The following is a 16,836-nucleotide window of genomic DNA, read 5'->3' on the forward strand; positions in this document are numbered from 1 at the left end:
TCAATAATTGTAGTAAAATGAAGATAGATAAATTGCTTTTCGGAGTGCTGTTGCTTCTGTTTGCCTCCTGTGGTTCATCCCGTAAGGTGGAGAAACCGTCAGGGCAAGCTACCGTTCAGGAGATAAAACTCGCTCCGGAGCAGCAACGTAAATATGACTATTTCTTTCTTGAAGCATCACGTCTGAAAGTGAAAAAGGAGTATACGGCCGCCTTCGACCTGTTACAACATTGTTTGGCTATTAATCCAACCGGTTCGGCAGCTCTATACGAGATTTCCCAGTATTATCTTTTTCTTAAACAAGTGGCGCAGGGGCAGGAAGCATTGGAGAAAGCAGTTGCTTATGCTCCTGATAATTATTGGTATAGTCAGGCATTGGCCAGTCTGTACCAACAGCAGGATCAGAAAGAAAAAGCGATCGGAATACTCGAAAAGATGGCGACACGTTTTCCCGCTAAACAAGATCCGTTGTTCAACCTGCTCGATTTATATAATCAGAAGGAAGACTATGGCAAAGTTATTTCTACCCTAAACCGTATAGAGGAAAAAATGGGGAAGAATGAGCAGATTACAATGGAGAAGTTTCGTATCTATCTGCAAATGAAGGATGACAAAAAGGCTTTTGAAGAAATAGAGAGCCTGGTCAATGAGTATCCGATGGACTACCGCTATCAGGTGATTCTGGGCGATGTCTATATGCAGAATGGCAAGAAGCAGGAAGCTTATGATACTTATAAGAAAGTACTTGCCGCAGAACCGGACAATCCGATGGCATTGTTTTCATTGGCTTCGTATTACGAGCAGACCGGACAGAAAGAACTGTTTGAACAACAGATGGATACTTTGCTACTGAACCGGAAAGTTCCTTCGGATACAAAGGTGAATGTGATGAGGCAGTTTATCGTCCAGAGCGAACAGGAGGGAAAAGACAGTACACAGGTTATCGGACTGTTTGACCGGATGATGCAAATGGATATGGACGACGCGCAAATTCCGATGCTTTATGCACAGTATCTACTATCCAAAGGGATGGAGGCACAGTCTATTCCGGTATTGGAGCAAGTAGTACAGATAGATCCTACCAATAAAGCTGCACGCATGACTTTATTAGGTTCCGCCATCCGAAAGAATGATTATGAACAGGTGATTAAGATCTGTGAGCCGGGGATTGAAGCAACTCCGGATGCCTTGGAGTTTTATTTTTATCTGGCTATTGCATATAATCAGGCCGAACGTTGGGACGATGTACTGGAAGTCAGCCTGAAAGCACTGGAACATGTCACTCCGGAGAGTGACAAGCAAATGGTCTCCGATTTCTATACAATTACGGGTGATGTATATCATACCAAAAAGTTGATGAAGGAGGCGTATGCAGCATATGATTCGGCTTTGGTATACAATCCGTCCAATATCGGTGCACTAAATAATTATGCTTATTATTTATCGGTAGAGCGCAGGGATCTCGATAAGGCGGAGGAGATGAGTTATAAAACCGTAAAAGCCGAACCGAGTAATGCGACCTATCTGGATACTTATGCCTGGATTCTTTTTGAGAAAGGAAACTATGCTGAGGCCCGTATCTATATTGACGATGCCATCAAGAATACCAAACCGGAAGAAGAGAGCAGCGTGGTGTTTGAACATTGCGGGGATATCTATTTTATGACCGGTGACGTAGAAGGTGCCTTGAAATATTGGAAGAAAGCACTCGAACTGGGTACTGAATCGAAAACACTTAAACAGAAAATAGAAAAGAAGAAATACATTGCGGAATGAAAGGATGTATGTTTAAGAAATCTGTTATCAGACAGTCATACCTGCTGCCTTTACTACTTTTGGTAATGCTGCTTGCGGGTTGTAAAACATCGAAGGTTGTCAAGACCGCACCGGTGGAACCGGCTTACCTTTCGTCTAAGCTGCAGCTGACAGTGCCTAACAAAAACGGCAGTATTACTGTAAGTGGCAGTATGAAAATGAAAAGTGGCGAACGGATTCAGCTGTCTGTCCTGATGCCGGTGTTCCGTTCGGAAGTAATGCGCATGGAGGTCACTCCGGATGAAGTATTGCTGATAGACCGTATGAATAAACGTTATGTACGGGCAACCCGTGATGAACTGAAAGAGTTATTGCCTGAGAATGCCGATTTCGACCGGTTAGAGAAACTTTTGTTCAAAGCTTCCCTTCCGGGAGAGAAGAAAGAGCTTACAGGACGTGAACTGGGGATTCCTTCTTTGGAGAAAGCCAAAGTGAGACTGTCTGATTTTTCGACCGCCGAATTTGAATTAATCCCCACCGAGGTATCATCCAGGTATACTCAGGTGGCATTAGAAGACTTGCTAAAAATGCTGATGAAACTATGAACCGCTTTCTTTTGATTCTGGTAAGCTGTCTTTGTTTGACAACTGTTGTTTCAGCTCAGTCCAATAAACTGATTAAGGAGCTGGAGAGTAAGCGTGGTGCCTTGCAACAACAGATTGCGGAGACTGAGTCATTGCTGAAGAATACGAAGAAAGATGTAGGCAGTCAGTTGAACGGGCTTGCCGCCCTTACCGGGCAGATAGAGGAGAGAAAGCGCTATATCATTGCCATGAACAATGACGTAGAGGCTGTCGGTAGAGAAATCTCCGGATTGGAGCGTCAGCTCAGAGGGCTTCAGCGTGACCTGAAAGATAAAAAGAAGAAATATGAGTCATCCGTACAGTACTTGTATAAAAATAAATCGGTTGAAGAGAAACTGATGTTTATTTTTTCTGCGAAAAGCCTTGGACAGACTTACCGGCGCCTCCGTTATGTGAGAGAATATGCCACTTATCAACGTCTGCAGGGAGAAGAGATCTTGAAGAAACAGGAACAGGTGAACCGTAAGAAGAAAGAACTTCAGCAGGTGAAAGCCGCTAAAGAAAACTTGTTGCGTGAACGGGAGGGCGAAAAGGCTAAACTGGAAGCACAGGAGAAAGAGAAACGTGAGATGGTGGCCAGCCTTCAGAAGAAACAGAAGGGGCTGCAAAACGAAATTAATAAAAAACGGCGTGAGGCTAACCAGCTGAATGCAAAAATCGACAAGCTGATTGCAGAAGAGATAGAGCGTGCCCGCAAGCGTGCCGAAGAAGAAGCTCGCCGGGAAGCAGCTGCCCGCCGGAAAGCGGCTGCCAAAGAGGACAAGACCTCCTCAACGGGAAGCGGCACTGCTCCGGCAAAGAAAAAGGCGGCGCCTCTGGAACGTTTCACTATGAGTAAGGCCGACCGGGAACTTTCGGGTAATTTCGTGAGCAACCGGGGCAAACTGCCGATGCCTATCACAGGTCCTTACATCATTACCAGCCATTACGGACAATATGCCGTGGAAGGATTGCGTAATGTGAAACTCGATAATAAAGGAATTGATATACAAGGCAAGCCGGGTGCACAGGCACGTGCTATCTTCGATGGTAAAGTAGCAGCCGTGTTCCAGTTGAACGGGCTTTTTAATGTACTGATACGTCACGGGGATTACATTTCGGTATATTGTAACCTCTCGTCTGCTTCTGTGAAATCCGGTGATACGGTAACCACCAAGCAGGCTATCGGTCCGATTTTCTCAGATGGCAGTGACAATGGGCGGACTGTCCTTCATTTCCAACTGCGCAGAGAGAGGGATAAGTTGAACCCCGAACCGTGGTTGAACCGGTGACGCTTTCATTGGGCAAATAGGCACATACATAACAACAAGTCGTTTTTTTTAATCTTAAATGAATACAACACATGCGAATCATCACTCTACTAATTACTTTATTTGCTTTTGGGATAACACCGTTGCAGGCATTCTCCTATTTCTCTTTTAAGAAGTATCAGGTAGAAGACGGATTATCACATAACACAGTCTGGTGTGCCATGCAAGACAGCTATGGCTTTATTTGGCTGGGCACGAGCGACGGTTTAAATTGTTATAACGGGCGGGGCAACAAGGTTTACAGGAATATCTTGAATGATAAGTTCTCGTTGGAGAATAACTTTGTGCAGGCGCTTTTTGAGGAAGAGAATCAGAATATATGGGTGGGAACCAACTGGGGACTTTATATTTATGACCGGGAACATGACCGTTTCAGCTATTTCGACAAGAAAACCCGCTATGGAGTCTTTATCAGCAGTGAGATTAAGAAAATCATAAAGACCGAGAGCGGATTGATCTGGATTGCCACTCTGGGGCAGGGATTGTTTGTCTATGATCCCAAGACCGATGTGCTGACACAAAACAGCCTTCAGACTTCTTTTGTATGGGATGTCTGTGAAAGTAACTCCCGCCACATTTATGCTTCTTCCTTACAGGAGGGCTTGCTTTGCTTCGATGAGAGCGGCAAATTTCTACAGTCTTATCCTCTTTTATCCGCGGGGAATAATCCCGATAATTATCGCATTAACTGTTTGCTCGATATTCGCAGCGATATTTGGTTCGGAGCCGGAAGCAATCTGCTGTATTGCCTGAACGAGCGCACCGGAAAGCTGGACAGTTATAATGCCTCCCATCTGAATTTCGGTGTTATCCGCTGCCTGCTGAGTTATTCGGAAACAGAACTTCTGGTAGGCACTGACAACGGGCTTTACCTTTTTGACTTGCGTGATAAAACTTTTTCGCGGATCGATAACCCGTCAGATCCCAGAAGCCTGAGTGACCAGTCGATCAATGCGATGATGCGTGATGCGGAAGGTGGAATCTGGGTACTGACCAATCTCGGAGGAGTGAATTATCTGGCTAAACCTACCAAAAGATTCGACTATTATCCTCCTGTCTACCGGGATGGGGGGGTAACTGCCGGGAAAGTGGTAGGTCCTTTCTGTGAGAATGCCGCAGGAAATATCTGGGTGGGTACCCGCGACGGTTTATGTTTCTTCGACGTGTCCACTCATCAGTTGACCGCTTATCCGATCGGTGGGAAAGCAGACAAGAAATATGACATACGCTCTTTGTTGCTGGATGGTGACCGTCTGTGGATAGGCACTTATGCCGAAGGGTTGAAGGTACTCGACCTCCGGACCGGGCATGTGAAGTCGTACAATCATCTGCAGGACACCCCGAACACGATTTGCAGTGACGATGTTCTGGCTGTCTACAAAGATCGCAGCGGAGATATTTTTGTCGGGACCAGTTGGGGCCTGTGCCGTTACAATCCTCAGGAAGATAACTTTTCAACCATCACTACGGTAGGATCGATGGTATCTGTGGTCGATATTCTGGAGGACATGTATGACAATTTGTGGATTGGCACATCCAACAGTGGAGTGTTCCGCTTTAACACACGGAACGGACACTGGAAACATTTCCAGCACGAAAGGAATGATTCGACTACCATTACCAACAATTCCGTGATTACACTGTTTGAGGACCTGAAAGGTACCATGTGGGTTGGTACGAACGGTGGAGGACTTTGTTCATTTGATCCGAAGACGGAGACATTCGTTGACTTTGATCCGGACAATACCATATTGCCCAATCGGGTCATCTACTCCATCGAGCAGGATAAGACGGGCGATTTCTGGATATCAAGCAATGCGGGACTGATAACGATTAACCCGATCACCAAGCAGCATTTCCGCCAGTTCACGGTCAATGACGGTCTGCAAGGTAACCAGTTCACTGCCCAGTCATCTTTGAAGACGGCAAGCGGCAAGCTCTATTTCGGCGGAATCAGTGGGTTCAATTCTTTTGTTCCCGACCAGTTCATGGATAACCAGTACATCCCTTCTGTATATATCACCGAAATACGTCTGCCCTATACGACAGATGAACGGGTGGTACAGGATATTCTTCATCTGGAAGAGCCTCTTTATCGTGCCAAGACCATTACGTTGCCTTACGAATATAATACTTTCTCAGTTAGCTTCGTTGCCTTGAGTTACGAAGATCCGTTGAAGAACCGTTATTCCTACCGCTTGAAAGGGGTGGACAAAGAGTGGGTGGTCAATTCAGAACTGAATACGGCTTCTTATACCAATTTGCCTCCTGGCAAATATGTGTTTGAAGTAAGAGGCTCGAATAATGATCATAAGTGGAATGACCAGACTACCTCTCTCCTGATTGTAATCACGCCTCCATGGTGGCTGACTACATGGGCATACTGCATCTATACGCTTCTTCTTATCGGACTTGCCTATTATGCAGGCTGGCGATGGAACCGGCATGTGAAGAAGAAGTACAAACACCGGATGGAAGAGTATCAGACTGCGAAGGAGAAGGAAGTCTACAAATCAAAAATTAGTTTCTTCATCAATCTGGTGCACGAAATCCGCACCCCGTTGAGTCTGATCCGTCTTCCTCTTGAAAGGTTGCTGGAAGATAAACGGGAAGGACGGGATGCCAAGTACCTGTCGGTGATCGACCGGAATGTCAATTACCTTTTGGGAGTCACCAATCAACTGCTTGATTTTCAGAAGATGGAGAACGGCGGAGTACAGTTGAATCTGAAAAAGTGCGATATCAATCAGCTGGTAAGCGATGTTTATGGGCAGTTTACAAGCCCTGCCGAACTGAAAGGCATCTCGGTGATGCTTGATCTCCCGGAAGGTGAGATCTTTGCCTCGGTGGATCGCGAAAAGGTCTGTAAGATTATTGTCAACCTGATAGGTAATGCGGTGAAATATGCCCAGAGCCGTATCGACATTAAATTGGCATCTTCCGGTGAAGGTTTCCGGGTTTCGGTGAGCGATGACGGTCCGGGTATTCCGGATGGAGAGAAGCAGAAAGTGTTTGAGGCCTTCTACCAGGTGAAGGACGGTAAGTCGGGTGCGGTGGGTACAGGCATCGGACTGGCCTTCTCCAAGTCGTTGGCCGAAGCACATCATGGTACGTTAAGTCTTGAGGACAGCGTGTATGGCGGTTCTTCTTTCGTGCTCACTTTGCCTTGGGGTGAGGAGGTGGCTTCTGAAGAGCCCGAAGTGCTGATACCGGAAAGTCAGAATCCGGTTGCCGAAGAATCGGTTGCCGAGGCGCCGGGCAGTAAGTTTACCATCCTGCTGGTAGAAGATAACGTAGATCTGTTGAATCTGACGCGGGAGTCACTGAGCACCTGGTTTAAAGTCCTGAAAGCCCAGAACGGCCGGCAGGCGCTTGAAGTGCTTGCCAATGAAACGGTAGACGTGATTGTCAGCGACGTGATGATGCCTGAGATGAATGGTTTGGAGTTGACGGCTAAAGTCAAGACAGATATTGAATACTCCCATATTCCTGTCATCCTGCTGACGGCAAAAACTACGTTGGAAGCTAAGGTTGAAGGTTTTGAGTATGGAGCGGACGTGTATATCGAAAAGCCGTTCTCCATCCGCCAGTTGCACAAACAGATTGAAAACCTGCTGAAGTTGCGCCAGTCGTTCCATAAAATGATGACCGAATTGTCCGGCAACAGTGGAGCTTCGCCCGTCAGTCTCGTAGAATATTCCGTTTCGCAGAAAGATTGCGAACTGATGGCTAAAGTGCGGGCAGCTGTTGAGGCGCAGCTCTCTGATGAGCATTTCTCTGTCGACACATTGGCGGAGTCCCTCAATATGAGCCGTTCCAACTTCTATCGCAAGATAAAGGCACTGGCCGGCATGCCGCCCAATGACTATCTGAAGACGATCCGCCTGAACAAGGCTGCCGAATTATTGAAAAACGGGGTACGCATTACTGACGTGTGTGAGCAGATTGGTTTCAGTTCTTCGTCTTATTTTGCCAAATGCTTTAAGATTCAGTTTGGAGTGTTGCCCAAGGATTATCATTGATCATCTTCTGCGATGAATAATATTTTACGAAAATATTTGCTGAAAGATGGCTTGGTCCGGCCTTTCGGAGACCTCCCGGAGAAGGGGGGATTTACGTATATGCGCAGGCAAGTTTCCGCATATACGCAGATTTATTTCTGTCTATGCGTAAATCCGAATCCTTCAGAAAGGTTGCTTTGGGGCGTTTTGGAGAGAGAAAGAGTGATCGGAGCGGAGCGGGGAGTAGCGGTACCCCCTGTTCCGCTTTTATAGATAGAAGTCGGGATGATTCTTAATTTTTATAAATTAAATATCGCGCGGAGAGGTGTTTTTCACTTCTCACTAATCCCTTCTTTGCGAGGTTTTCCCAGGAGAGGCATTCCATCGGCATCCCAGCTTATTTTTTGCAGGCGTGGACTGCGTGAGTCTGTTGCGCCCGGAGCGTCATTCGGGATTCTTCGGGCATGATAAAGCATATACCACTCCTTTCCGTCCGGCGAAGGTACGAAAGAAGGGCTGCCCGGTCCGAAGACACTGTCTTCGGGTTGTTGTTCAAAGACAGGCGTGTCCAGCTTCTTCCACGATGCTGCGTCTGTCAGGTCGCTGCCGGCATCGGCAGTCAGCAGTCCGATGCAGTAATAAGGGGTCCAACTTCCACTTGCACAGTAGTATATCAGCACTTTGTCCTTGTTTTTCGACTCAAAGAACTGTGGGGCTTCGTTGACGTGGATCGGATAGGCAGTTTTACTGCCGTCGGGCGAAATCCATTGACGTTCCCATTCATACTCCGGTTCCGAAATCATCACCCTATCCGACGAGAGTGTCCATGGATTCTCCATCTTGGCTATGTAAATGCATTGGGTTTCGGTCTCGATCCGTCGTTTGGGCCATCCGCACCAGATGAGGTAGCGTTCACCCCGGTGCTCAAACGTACTGGCATGGATTGCCCAGTTATCGTCTTTGTCCGTTTTGATCCGCCCTTTCATCACGAACTCACCCTCCAGCGGGTTGGCTGAGACATTTTCGATCACATAGATGTGGTGATTGTCCATATTGCCGTCGTCCGCGGCGAAGTATACGTACCATTTTCCGTCAATCCGGTGTATTTCCGGTCCCCAAAGGTGATACGAGCTGGATACCTCCTTCGGTATCCACACCTCTTTCCGGGTTGCATGCTCCAGATCGGTGATATCATTCGTTTCCCAAAGGATGATTTTATTCTCGGCTCCTTGTGTATAGTAATACTTGCCTTCATGAAAAACAGCCCATGGTTCTGCTCCCACGGGCAGTAGGGGGTTGGTATAGGTGGCTCCGGAAGGGACCTCCTTGGATACGGGAGCTTTTTTGTTTTGACAAGCCGGACAGCAGATGAGTGCCAGCAAGAGCAACGGGATATGTATGAGTTTCATAGGCTTGGGGTTTACAACAACGTTACAAATATAGATACCTTTTGAGGGGGCTGAAGGCGGAGAGGGGCAAGTTTAGGCTATTTTAACGTGAATCGGTCAACCACGCGGAGGGCACAGAGTCCCACAGGGAATCTATTTCTTAGTTAAACAAGAGATTAAAACTTTGTGGAACTCTGTGGTAGGCCGATGGCGTCAGAGCTCGCTGATTTCCGAATACAACTCAATCATGCAGGAGTTTTCCAACAAGCTTTTGAACTTGTCTTTACGGTTGCCCGACCAGTCATTGTTCAGCAGTCCGTTTTCGTCACGGGTATACTGCCAGGCATAGTCCGCATTGTCTATCATGGCTTTCACGTATGTATCATTTTTATCAACCTCGTAAAGAGCTTTCAAGCCACGGAAGAGGATGACGTTAAACCACGGACTTGACGGAAAGAACTTCATTTCCCCTTTTACCGTAGGCTGCGGTTTCAGGAAATGCCGGCAGGCACCTTTGGCCGTCTGCTGTGCGTCTTTCAGGTACTGTTCGTCGCCGGTAGCCTGATAGAGCAATACGCCTGCTTGGATCATCTGTCCGCTGTTGTACGTATATTTGGCATAACCGATTTTTCCTTGCAGATTTTTATTGTCCCAGTAGACAAAATCAGACGGGTCACGGAGGTTATCACGTGTCCACTGGTAAGTTGCCTTGGCTTGGTCGAGGTATTTTTTCTCTTTGGTCAGCTTGTAGAGCTTCATGCAGAGAACTGTTGCAGGAGCATTCGAACAAGTATTCTTTGATTCCTTTTTCTGTTCGCACCAGTAGATACCGCCTCCCAGGTCGTCCGACCATCCGGAATAGATGTAAGCGTGCAAGGCAATGGCCTTCTTCAGGTATTCCTTATTCTTTGTGGCTGCGTAATAGTCGCAGAAGTCAATCGCTACCCAATCATTGTCGTCGTAGTAACGGTCGTTCTGGCCGGCAAAGGCGGGATAAGACTGATAACACTCCGGTTGGCGGGTAGTATCCCAGTACAAGTCGAGTCCGGGCTTGATTTGTTTGTCCATCAGTTTCTTGTACTTTTTGTCGCCGGATGTTTTATAGAGCGATACACAGCCTGACACCATTGCCGAATAAGGCCACAAGAAGGATACTTCTTGTTGGGTAACCTCTGAGCCGGTGTTGGCTGTATACGTAATTTGTTGATTCGGATTTCGTGGATAAGTTTCCATCAGCAATCCATACTTTTTTACCTCATAGAGAGACAGTACCCGTTGGAGGAGTGAATCGGCTCTTTGAAGGTAGACTTTACCTCCCAACTGTGCCGACAAACAGGCAGGAACCAGCAAGAAGGTGAGGGCAATGAATGATTTTCTCATACTTATATTCAAATAATGGCGATCGGTGGTCGGGCAGGTGGCACGGTGTTCATAGGCGTTAATCCGGTGAGCGGGTTGTGCGACTTGACAATAACTCAACTACTGATTCGCATAAACAGTAAAATTGTAGATTGCAGTCGAGAGCTTCCCGGGGTGCAAGGACCTTTTCACCACAGGTTACACAGGTTATTCATGTTAACCATTCGTGACTTAGAAATCACTCTGTGTTACCCTGTATCCTCTGTGGTGAGTTTTGGTACATCCCCGGGTGCGAGGCTCCCTTCTTTACTTTATTTTCTCGAAGATAGCTTTGATCCGTTTCATATCCAGTTTGGGAGTACGGTCGTAATAGTAGATACCGTTCTTCTCCTGTTCCACGTCGGTCAGCTGTGTATAGCAGAATCCCGTCACGTGCGGTGAGTCGATAAAGGCATCGATCTGACCTTCCAGACGTTTGTAGAATGCTTCTGCATTTTCCGGCATGCCTCCGTATCCCCATGAGTTTTTCCGGTCTTTCTCTGCCATCCAGGGGATACCTCCGAACTCGTCAACCATGTAAGGTTGTCCTTCGTAAACAGCCAGAAAGTCTTTGTCGCGTGCATTACGATAAGGCTCTTTGCCCTCTTCCATCTTTAACTGCTCCGTCAGTTTGACACGATCCTGTTCGTAGTTGTGTACACTCCAGATATCTGTTATCACGTGATTGTCACCACTGGCATCATTTACCGGACGGGTCGGGTCGATGGCTTTCGTGATGTTGTATACGTCGCGGATCAGGCGGACATAAGCATCCGGACCGCCACCCCAGGTTTCGTTAAAAGGAGTCCAGGTCACCAGCGAAGGGTGATTCCGGTCACGGACTACGACTTCACTCCATTCGCCCAGGAAGTTACGGGCAGCCAGTTCCTTGTTTACATCCAGCATCCAGCTTGCCGATTCTCCCCAAGTGATGTAGCCTAACTTGTCGGCCCAGTAATAATATCTCTCTTCGAAGACTTTCTGGTGGAGGCGTGCTCCGTTGAAACCGGCTTCTTTACCCAGTACGATATCGTTCTTCAAAGCTTCGTCACTTGGAGCTGTCCAGATACCTTCCGGATAGAATCCCTGATCGAGTACCAGACGCTGGAAATAAGGCTGGTTATTCAGGTAAAAACGTCCGTTGGCTGTGTGTACTTTACGCATACCGGCGTACGATTTTACTTCATCCACTACGTTGCCTTTGGTATCCTTTACCTGATAAACGAGGTCGTACAGGAACGGAGATTCCGGCGACCACAGCTTCATGTTCTTAACCGGCAGAACCACCACTGAACTATTGGCGCAGTTTACGCTCTTTTTGGCCACGGTTTTGTTTCCGTCTTTTAGAGTGACTTCCAATGTGTTGGCTGATTCATTGTAAAACTCCGGTTCGATGACCAGCTGCTTCTGGTCGATATCCGGACGGACGAATACCGATTTCAGTCCATTGGCTGAAACGGCCTCCATCCATACGGTTTGCCAGATACCGGTAGTACGGGTATATGAGCAACCTCCCGAATAGTAGTTACCACATTGTTTTCCTCCGGTCTGGAGTCCGGAGCGGAGGTCGTCCTGCACAAATACTACCAGGTTATGAGTCTTTCCGGGTGTAACATAACGGGTCAGGTCTACAGCGAACGAAGATGAACCGCCGAAGTGACGCTGTACGAACTTACCGTCGATAAAAATCTCTGCGCAATAATCTACGGCACCGAAGTTCAGGAAGATTTTCTTTCCGTTCCAGTCCGATGGAATGGTGATGTTGCGCTGGTACCACATCTGTTCGATGAAATCGGTATAGCCCACTCCCGAGAGTTTGCTTTCCGGACAGAAAGGTACCGTAATGTTTTTATCAAATTTCTCTGCCGATTGCAAGCGGCGGTCTTTTCCCGACTTTCCAAAATCAAAATCAAATGTCCAGGTACCGTTCAGGTTGATCCACTGTTCTCTTTCGAACTGTGGACGGGGATACTCCGCTCGCGGAGTATCTGCGCTGAAACAAGACCAACTGTTCAGCATGAATAGCATTGCTGCTGCTAAAAGTTTTTTCATTGTAATTGTGTGTTTGAAGCCTCTTTCCCCCCTATCCCTCCCTACAGGGAGAAGAGGAAAGAGGGCTTATGTGTGAATATTAAGTTGTTTTTGTTATCACTGTTTGTTGCGGAAATCAATGGGAAGCTCCTACTACCGGAAATTCCGTTATTCTTAAGGTAGTGCATCCGTAAGGAATCAATGTGATCTCCGTTTCCGGTCCCTCACCTCCACTACAGAAAGAATAGGGTTGAGGCCCTGCCATTTCGTTGTAAAGTTTCCATGACGGTATTAGTCTTGCCTTCATCCGTATCTCTATCGGAGCATTTTCTTTATTCCAGGGGAATATGGAAGATTGCTTTTCCGGATGAATCGTTACCCGGGCATGTTCATTCGCTTTGCTGCGGTTGAAGTCCACCAGACCGTAATTCCATGGTTCTGTTGGAGTCACTGCATAATAATACGGGCCGTACCAAGGTTCCTCAAACTTTTTCTTTTCCCATTTCTCTTCCATCTTCAGGGCAAATACCAATGGGCCACGTTCAATGGCTACCGAATTTTCATACCAGGTATCGGCAGTGACTTCCATCGGCAGGTGTAGTTCCACGCGGTCTCCTTTTCTCCAGATACGGTCTACAACAGCCATCCGTCCACCTTCCACATGCTGAAGAAGCTGGCCGTTGACTGATATATCGGCTTGTTTGCACCATTTGGGGATGCGTAACTGAAGGGCAAAGTTGACTTCTTTCCGTTTCTTGTCCATAGATTGGAGTGTGAAACTGATTTTATCATCCATCGGATAGTAAGTGTCTTCACAGAAAGTCACCATGCAGCCTTCTGCTACCTTGGCCGTCACCTCCGATGGGGCATATGCTGTAACAGCCAGTCCGCCATCCGGTGTGGCATACCAAAGGCTCTGCGTGAATTTGGGCCATCCTTGGTGCATGTTCGATGCGCAACAAGGATATCCTGTCAATAGTCCGAAACAGTTGTCCGTTCCTCCATGATCCTGATCGAAATTGCGGCGGTGGCGTGTCACCATTACCTGATTAGCTTGCTGGAAATATTGTTTCGTCATGAAATCGTCAGAAATTTGGGTAGGCAGTGCATTGAATGCAATCCGTTCCAGATGGTCGGCGAAATCGATATCACCTGTGATCTCTACCATTTTCTCCAGCGAATACATCAGTTCCACTGCCGAACAAAGTTCGGAACCCTGAGTTGGATTATTGCCATGCAAAGCTTCGTCACCGCCATACATTCCCTGGGGCTGACCGTGAAACTGGCGAATATCACTGAAAGCACGTTTCACTGCATCGAGATATGCCTTGTCCGGTTCTTGTTGATAATAGATGACAGGTTCTTTGATGCCTTGCGCCAGGTTGACGCAATGAATTGTGTTGATGCGTCTCAGGTCACCCCGGTTCACCATGTCTACAAAACTAAAACTCTGTTTATGGATCAGTTTGCCAAGATCAAGGAGGAACGAATCTCCGGTGATATTATAAAGCCAATACACAGCCTGAAGATTATCACAAGCACGGAATTCTGCCCAAAAGGTCCAGTTGCCCAGTGGTTTTTCCGGTAAAGTTTTCAGTTGGTAGCGGAAATAGTTGGTCATGAACCGGATAACCCGCTGGTCATTGGTGGCGGAATAATATTGTTGAAGTATCTTTAACATTACCATGCGTGGCCACCAGTCGTGTGAGTTGTCCCGTTGTATGCCGGCTTCTCCCGGATAGTCTTTGGCCGGGCCAAAGAATCCGTCTTCCCGCTGGCTATTTAAAGCCCATTCTATCCAGGGTTGTACTTTGGCCTTCAGCTGTGCGTCGTCCAGAAGGTATGCCAGTGGGAGTAATCCGTCAATCCAATACGGTCCTCTTTCCCATTGGTCACCGTCGCCGCCGAGCCAACCATTGCGTTCGCCCATCACTAACGGATACAGTTTATCCATTTGTCCGGTAGCCCCGTTTTTCTGCCTGACCAGCATTTCCTGCAGCCATCCTTTAGCTTTGATACTGCCCAATGGCAGTTCCATAAAAGGTTTGCGCACCAACGGATAGCGGTTGTTGGTATAATTTTCGGGGGTATCGGCCCGGAGCCCGCTTCCTAAAGAAGAGAAGCAGAGGCCCAGTCCGATAAGCAGATATGTAAACGTATTCTTTTTCTTCATGAGTGTTTTTCTATTAATGTTTGGGTACAGAAAGTTTTATTCTTTGGTGTTCGGGAAAGCGGAAACACGCAGCCTGGCTGCTCCCATCGGTATCAGTGTAATTTCCTCTTTCTCTCCTTTCGGTGCATCCATTTCAGGGAGTTCGCTGCACAAATCGTATTGGTCGATGATCCATGAAGGAACTTTCCGTCCGATGGCTTTTACTTCAATCGGTGTACTTGCTACGGTGAACGGGAAGTTATCTGCCGGCCATTCTTTGCGTACTACTTTAAAGTCTTTCAAAGGTTTGTCCTTGCCGAGTACCAATGCGTAGTTCCAAGGAGTTTTTGCATAGATCTCGTATGTCGGCCATTGGCTGGCGTCGGCGCCTTCCTGCCATTTAGAGTCACCGATAGCCGTAGCGCGGCTGTCCTTTTTCACATAATCTTCGTCAATTTTCAGTGACATTGTCAACGGACCGTAGTCTACGCTTACACTGTTTTTGTTCACTTGCCATGTACGCATCGAAAGTTGCATCGGCAGCTGAATTTCCACTTGGTCATTGTCTTTCCATTCGCGATGGATGCAGGCATATTGTCCGGCTTCGGGGTTGGCCGCTACCTTTTTGCCGTTAACAAAGATAGTCGCACCCTCTGTCCATGAAGGAATTCTCAGATAGAAGGGGAAACTTATTGCTTTCGGAGTATTTACCGTAAACCGGATCGTTTCCTCAAAAGGATAGTTAGTCTGTTCGTGAAGAGTTATTTCGTTTCCGTCACCCACTTTCACTGTTGCTTTGCAGGCAGCATACATAGCGGCTGCTATACCGTTATCCGGGCTGGCCAGAATCAGATGTTCGGCATAGTAAGGCCATCCCTGTGCATGATTGTGCTGGCAGCAACGGCTACTGAAGGGATTCATTGCCAGGAAAGGTCCCCGGTTGTCGATGCCCGGATGATGGTTCTTTGAGTCACTGACAGTTTGATTGGGACAAGTGATATAACGCAAACCTTTGAAGTCCGGCATTACGGCAGCCGGATAACTGTTGAATGCCACCTCTTCGCAGTGTTCTGCCCAAAAAGGATCGCCGGTCATACACAGCATCAACTCGTCCGAGGCCATCTGTTCCACCAATCCGCAGGTTTCTACTCCCTGGCGCGGGTCAATTGATCCCATACGTGCATTTTCATCGGCACCGAACATACCGCCCGGCACTTGTCCGAAAGTACGGCGGATCAGGTTGTGCACATTATAAGATGCTTTCAGCAGGGTCGAGTCTCCCGTCATCATATAATAGGTAGCCGGTTCGCGGAAACACTGCGCGATGTTCACGTTGTGCCAGTTTGGCAATGCCGACGGACGGGTCCAGTCTGCTGTGTTACGGTGTATTTTCTCAGCCAGTTCCAGTAAGAACTGATCTCCTGTACGGTTATAGAGCCAATATACGCTTAACAGGTTGTCCCCGCCACGGCTGTTCTCCCAATAATCTTCCAGAAACTGTTCATCCGGTACACTCAGTTGCCATTTGAAGTAATTGGTCATCAGGTCAATAACCCGTTGATCATTTGAATATTCGTAATAGGATTGAAGACACCAGAGCATGATCATCTGTGCCCACAACTCTCTTTTTCCGTTTCGTTCGTTGATAGGACCGAAATATCCGTCAGGCTGTTGGCTGGCAAATGCACCTTCAAGCCATATCTTGGCCTCGTCGATCATTTTCTGATCCTTTAATATATAGGCCAGGTTTCCATATCCTTTCAGCCAGTAGGGAACCTCTTCCCATCCATGGTCTCCTCCTTGGGTCAGCCAGGCATTGTTCTCCTTACCCAGCCATGCGCTGATTTCATTCAGATGCCCCGTCAGTCCATCTTTCTGTAGTTCCAGATATTTCTTTAACCATCCTTCGGGTTGGATACTTCCTACAGGTAGTTTAATGAAGTTCATCGGTTTCAGTGGCAGGCGGTTTCCTACATAATTTACGTTGGTTTGTGCACAGTCGGGCCGATTCACTATAGCTACTGCCGACGATGATTGATCGGAAGTGCACGATGCTGCCAGTAATCCGGCGGTAATCAGGATTCCTGCCAGGCCTCCTTTCAGATTTTTCATCTTTTTCATGTTTGGGTGTTTTTACTTATGGTTATTATTTAGGGGT

9 protein-coding genes are annotated in these 16,836 nt (G+C 47.4%); 4 read left to right on the forward strand and 5 right to left on the reverse strand.

Features of this window, described 5'->3' with window-relative positions:
• The first annotated feature begins 17 nt into the window (after window positions 1-17).
• The 4 genes from R3O62_RS05955 to R3O62_RS05970 all read left to right on the forward strand — a co-directional run bounded on the left by R3O62_RS05955 (window position 18) and on the right by R3O62_RS05970 (window position 7,730).
• Window positions 18-1,775 (forward strand): tetratricopeptide repeat protein, encoded by a 1,758-nt coding sequence (locus R3O62_RS05955; RefSeq protein WP_269095343.1) that lies wholly within the window; start codon window positions 18-20, stop codon window positions 1,773-1,775.
• The gene (locus R3O62_RS05960; RefSeq protein WP_005812113.1) at window positions 1,772-2,359 is read left to right on the forward strand and encodes a DUF4292 domain-containing protein; all 588 of its coding nucleotides are present in this window, start codon (window positions 1,772-1,774) and stop codon (window positions 2,357-2,359) included. The genes R3O62_RS05955 and R3O62_RS05960 overlap by 4 nt, the downstream gene beginning before the upstream one ends.
• Window positions 2,356-3,669, forward strand: a complete 1,314-nt coding sequence (locus tag R3O62_RS05965; protein WP_005812111.1) for a murein hydrolase activator EnvC family protein — start codon at window positions 2,356-2,358, stop codon at window positions 3,667-3,669. Before R3O62_RS05960 ends, R3O62_RS05965 begins: the two co-directional genes overlap by 4 nt.
• A 71-nt stretch (window positions 3,670-3,740) precedes the next feature.
• A complete protein-coding gene (locus tag R3O62_RS05970) occupies window positions 3,741-7,730 on the forward strand; it encodes a hybrid sensor histidine kinase/response regulator transcription factor (protein ID WP_269095341.1) in 3,990 nt (1,329 codons plus the stop codon).
• A gap of 311 nt (window positions 7,731-8,041) precedes the next feature.
• Here the strand turns inward: R3O62_RS05970 and R3O62_RS05975 are convergent, their stop codons facing one another.
• From R3O62_RS05975 to R3O62_RS05995, 5 genes are all read right to left on the reverse strand, one after another.
• Window positions 8,042-9,118 carry a glycoside hydrolase family 43 protein gene (locus R3O62_RS05975; RefSeq protein WP_317472447.1) on the reverse strand — a complete coding sequence of 359 codons (1,077 nt, stop codon included), beginning with the start codon at window positions 9,116-9,118 and terminating at the stop codon, window positions 8,042-8,044.
• 192 nt (window positions 9,119-9,310) lie between these two features.
• Complete coding sequence (locus R3O62_RS05980) at window positions 9,311-10,477, reverse strand: glycoside hydrolase family 76 protein (RefSeq protein WP_250705022.1); 1,167 nt, start codon at window positions 10,475-10,477, stop codon at window positions 9,311-9,313.
• Window positions 10,478-10,762: 285 nt separating this feature from the next.
• Window positions 10,763-12,547, reverse strand: a complete 1,785-nt coding sequence (locus R3O62_RS05985) for a glycoside hydrolase family 2 protein (protein ID WP_122130139.1) — start codon at window positions 12,545-12,547, stop codon at window positions 10,763-10,765.
• Window positions 12,548-12,662: 115 nt separating this feature from the next.
• Window positions 12,663-14,699: a beta-L-arabinofuranosidase domain-containing protein gene (locus R3O62_RS05990; RefSeq protein ID WP_317472446.1), complete on the reverse strand. Its 2,037-nt coding sequence runs from the start codon at window positions 14,697-14,699 to the stop codon at window positions 12,663-12,665.
• A gap of 36 nt (window positions 14,700-14,735) precedes the next feature.
• Window positions 14,736-16,799, reverse strand: coding sequence for a beta-L-arabinofuranosidase domain-containing protein (locus R3O62_RS05995; protein WP_317472445.1), 2,064 nt, complete (start codon window positions 16,797-16,799; stop codon window positions 14,736-14,738).
• Window positions 16,800-16,836: the final 37 nt, after the last annotated feature.

The sequence above is a fragment of the Bacteroides hominis genome (genome assembly GCF_033042785.2).
Lineage (GTDB): Bacteria > Bacteroidota > Bacteroidia > Bacteroidales > Bacteroidaceae > Bacteroides > Bacteroides hominis.

Coding starts and splice junctions, on each gene's coding strand:
- R3O62_RS05975 (WP_317472447.1), bottom strand. CDS start 9,118: ATGAAACTCATACATATCCCGTTGCTCTTGCTGGCACTCATCTGCTGT.
- R3O62_RS05960 (WP_005812113.1), top strand. CDS start 1,772: ATGAAAGGATGTATGTTTAAGAAATCTGTTATCAGACAGTCATACCTG.
- R3O62_RS05980 (WP_250705022.1), bottom strand. CDS start 10,477: ATGAGAAAATCATTCATTGCCCTCACCTTCTTGCTGGTTCCTGCCTGT.
- R3O62_RS05985 (WP_122130139.1), bottom strand. CDS start 12,547: ATGAAAAAACTTTTAGCAGCAGCAATGCTATTCATGCTGAACAGTTGG.
- R3O62_RS05965 (WP_005812111.1), top strand. CDS start 2,356: ATGAACCGCTTTCTTTTGATTCTGGTAAGCTGTCTTTGTTTGACAACT.
- R3O62_RS05995 (WP_317472445.1), bottom strand. CDS start 16,799: ATGAAAAAGATGAAAAATCTGAAAGGAGGCCTGGCAGGAATCCTGATT.
- R3O62_RS05955 (WP_269095343.1), top strand. CDS start 18: ATGAAGATAGATAAATTGCTTTTCGGAGTGCTGTTGCTTCTGTTTGCC.
- R3O62_RS05990 (WP_317472446.1), bottom strand. CDS start 14,699: ATGAAGAAAAAGAATACGTTTACATATCTGCTTATCGGACTGGGCCTC.
- R3O62_RS05970 (WP_269095341.1), top strand. CDS start 3,741: ATGCGAATCATCACTCTACTAATTACTTTATTTGCTTTTGGGATAACA.